Genomic DNA, 3,826 nt, shown 5'->3' on the forward strand with positions numbered 1-3,826 from the left:
GAAGTTTCATTTTTAAGTGAAATCCAATGTGCCTGATATATTGTAATGAGAATATGATTAAGGCAACAATTTATAATTAAAAGAAAAATACCCTTTTAAAAGATTTTAAGAGTTTTAAGAATTTAAGAGTTTTAGGGTGGCTATGAACCAATAAACATGGGACTTTACATCACAATAGGTGGACCTTTACAGGATTATAGGTGGACCTTTACAGGATTATAGGTGGACCTTTACAGGATTATAGGTGGACCTTTACAGGATTATAGGTGGACCTTTACAGGATTATAGGTGGACCTTTACAGGGCAAGTGCATTATATCCAGGGAAGTTTTTAAACCTAAGATGAAATAAATTAAGGAGTTTTACGATGTTTTTTTCATTCTTAATCGCTTATAATTTGAAGAGTATGCATTTCTTTTAGAGAGTCACATGACAAATACTACAGTACAGCTTAAAGGTTTTGGGATTATTAATAAAAAAAAGCAGTCATCTGTTAGCATCTTTACTGTTAAAATATGTGATATTCACTTTGATCCTTCGCAGCCGCGAAAATACTTTGATCAAAACAAATTAAAGTCACTGTCAAAATCAATAAAAGATAAAGGGGTTATTCAACCTGTTGTATTGAATAAACTGAGAAGTGGTCAATATTTATTGGTGGCAGGTGAACGACGAGTTCGTGCTTCAAAGCTGGCTGGGTTAGAAACAATCCCTGCGGTGGTGAAAGAAGAAGGTGAGCAAAGTGCTTATGAGCTAGCTGTTATAGAAAATATACAAAGAGAAGACCTCAATCCTTTAGAAGAGGCCCTTTCATATCAACGTTTAAAGCAAGAGTTTGGTATGAGCATCACGGAAATTTCTCATTTAGCAGGTAAATCACGTCCTTATATTTCGAATTATATAAGGATATTGAACACGGATGATCAGTCTAAACAGCTACTAATTGACGGCAAAATAGATGTTGGTCATATAAAAGCAACGTTACGTTTAAAAGATTCTAAAGAGGAGCAAAAGCTTTTGCTGCAGGCTGCTCTTAAAGGACAAACTGTTAGAACTGTTGAAAAAAATGTTGAGAATATTTTGAAAGGTAAGAATAAAGAAAATAACACTGATGCTCAGCCTATAAAAAAAAATCATTTCTAAATTTGATGCTCTAATGACAACCTTACAAAATATAGTTGTAGATTTGGAAGATGAAAAAATTGATTCAAACCATCTTGATATTGGAGACCTTAATCAATGTATTAAGCGGCTTAACAGGGTTCGAGAAGATTTTTTTGAATAGCGCTTATGGGGAGGTAGAATAGATCATTTAAGTGCTTAGGAGTGACCTTACCCCTTGGCGCTTAGGAATTACAATACTCTAAAAATCAGTCATATCATGAAATTGAAATAATTCGACTAAAAATTACTTCCAGCACCCAAAGCACGGGTGCTAATTAAGTGATGACATAGCAAAAAACAGGCTTAAAGCCTAATCCTAGGCGGACTACTCCTATTAGAACTTAATTGTGTGGGTGTTTGAACTCATCCTTATAATAAGGATGAAAAATTTTTTTGTTTCAATTTGAGGAGTATATTTTTTCGTCTACTATTAACACCGCTACTCTTAGAAAAGATGCTTGCGTGTTTTAGACCTATACTCTTATGATAAGAAGGAGTGAAATCATAAGGAGAACAGTCGCTTCTTAATGCTGCTGATAGTTCATGGCAATATTTAAATAAGGCTTCTATGAAGAAAGAAACAAATGAGTGACTATTGCTTCGGATACTTCCACCTATTTCTTGGCCATAGTTATCTAGATCTATAGCATTAATAAAATAGCTGTGAACTATCTTCGAATAATTTGGTGACCGAAACTTCATGGCTGAGCCTTCATTTTCCTGTATCAATCTTCTTTTTAACTCACGAACTTTTCTTGATCCAGATTCGCCATGATGATGAAAAGCTCCTCTACTTGAAGTGTGATATTCTAAGTATTTATCTGTAGCATGGACTGTCAGCAAGTAAAGCTTGTTATCTAACCATAGCGCATAACCACGCCTACTTCTTTTATAGTTGAGTTCAAGATTTTTTTATGAATTTTCAATCTTGTTTTAGATGGTCCAAGTCGAGAACTTTTAAACTTTAGTGGAGTGTTTAGCATAGGTATGCTACTGAATTTTTTCCGAGTTTGGCCAAGTGATACACACCTCTCACCAGATATTCTCTCTTTATAAGTATATGTGGTTTTTACCCATTTCTATATACCGTAATCTGTCTTGTTGTATTTTTTGAATTAGTCCTTCAAGGTGCTCTCTTGTGTAGTCAAGGGTGTTAGTGAGATTTACACCCCATCCTTTTAGGTAACACTCAGATATATGCCTTACAACGTAATAAGGCTCAGACAAATTTCCCCAATCAGAAGCTCCATCATCACTCATATTGCCAACTAATGTAGCGTGTCGACCAGCTATAGGGTACAATTTAATTTTCGTTTCAGCGCTAATGGTTGGAATTACGCAGTCAAAACCTTTTGATCTTTCATTTTGGCAGTAAAATCCGACGTATTTTTTTCACATTTTTATTTAACTGAGTTTTGCTTTTTTGATAGTTCATCGCTCCAGGAACGGGATCAAAGGCTAAAATATTTACGGTTATATGCTTTAATTCTTTTTCTTTAAACATTTCATTTGCAATCATATGTGCAGTTATCCCCCCCTCTGCTCCAGCCAACGAGATTTACATGAGATATAGGTGACTTTCTGAATCTTTTCCCCATTTCTTTCTGAAGTTGCTGTGATGAGCGAATAAATTGTCTTTGATTTTCCATGTCAAGTTCTGAATAGCCAGAAGATCTTCTTGATGAATTTATTAAACTTATATCTTTACTGTTGATGTTTTTTTCCTCCCATCGGTAATCTCCTTTTATAAGGCTAATGGAGTGTTTTTTCATTTTGATTCCAACCTAATCCAAGTAATTGTCCGAGTGGCATTGGGTATTCTTTACTTCTGGTCCATAAGAGGTTTTCTTTTAAGTTCCCACTTCCAGGTCCATCAATACAGACCCAATCAACGAACTCTTTTCCTTTGTTATTGGCTGCCAGCCTTGAGACAAGTTCACCTTCTGGGAAAAAAAGGGTTACCGTAAGCATTTTCACTCGTAGAGCCAGTTCCACAAAGGTATATTGTAAATACAGTCATGATTTTTAAAATCCTCGTTAAAAAATAAATCTAAAGGTGGGTTATTTAAGTAGAGGTTGCCTTGTTTATTTTAAATTTTTCCCATAGTTAAAATTAACTTAAATTAAAACCCACAGTTTTTAGTATTATATTAATTAGTTAGTGATTAATATAATTTAGCAAGTTAATCTAACAAAAGAGAGCTATGTAATCTATAAATAATTGGATAAAATTTATTCGTTGCGTACGGTTATTTAGATGCTTGGTTGCAACTTAGAATCAGGGGGCACAAACTTATGGATACAGTAGTATAAGCTAAAAAATCTGGATCGCAATATTGGCCTTGCCAAAGGGTAGATTCTTTAGCAGCTGCGATATACTATTTTGATTTTTAATCAGAGGCTTTTCCTAAATACAGGTATTTATCTGGCATATATATGAGTTCAATTAAAGCTTATTTTGTGGCGTATATTCAGCTTGTATTATGGTACTTTTATAAATTTCATTGAGTGAGATTATATTTGGCTCTATTGTTGCCAATATAAGAGTAAATATAGTAATATTTATAGTTTAGTTGAGGTTGTTTCGAATTTAGCGCTTAGGAAATACAATACTCTGAACTGCCTTTCATATCTTTGGGTGGGAAAAACTCAACAAATAAAAA

Annotated in this window: 3 protein-coding genes; 1 reads left to right on the forward strand and 2 read right to left on the reverse strand. The window is 34.1% G+C overall.

All coding sequences use genetic code 11. The features are described from left to right. The first annotated feature begins 428 nt into the window (after positions 1-428). Complete coding sequence (locus BGC07_RS16130; protein ID WP_069314088.1) at positions 429-1,142, forward strand: ParB/RepB/Spo0J family partition protein; 714 nt, start codon at positions 429-431, stop codon at positions 1,140-1,142. Between the two features lie 1,381 nt (positions 1,143-2,523). Here the strand turns inward: BGC07_RS16130 and BGC07_RS20265 are convergent. Next, the gene (locus BGC07_RS20265) at positions 2,524-2,715 is read right to left on the reverse strand and encodes a hypothetical protein (protein WP_139121796.1); all 192 of its coding nucleotides are present in this window, start codon (positions 2,713-2,715) and stop codon (positions 2,524-2,526) included. A gap of 200 nt (positions 2,716-2,915) precedes the next feature. Continuing rightward, positions 2,916-3,134, reverse strand: coding sequence for a hypothetical protein (locus BGC07_RS16140; protein WP_139121797.1), 219 nt, complete (start codon positions 3,132-3,134; stop codon positions 2,916-2,918). Between the last annotated feature and the right edge of the window lie 692 nt (positions 3,135-3,826).

The sequence above is a fragment of the Piscirickettsia litoralis genome (genome assembly GCF_001720395.1).
Taxonomy (GTDB): Bacteria; Pseudomonadota; Gammaproteobacteria; order Piscirickettsiales; family Piscirickettsiaceae; genus Piscirickettsia; species Piscirickettsia litoralis.

What these genes read in the sequence shown, in the direction of transcription:
- BGC07_RS16130 (WP_069314088.1), top strand. Translation starts at nt 429, where the DNA reads ATGACAAATACTACAGTACAGCTTAAAGGTTTTGGGATTATTAATAAA.
- BGC07_RS16140 (WP_139121797.1), bottom strand. Translation starts at nt 3,134, where the DNA reads ATGCTTACGGTAACCCTTTTTTTCCCAGAAGGTGAACTTGTCTCAAGG.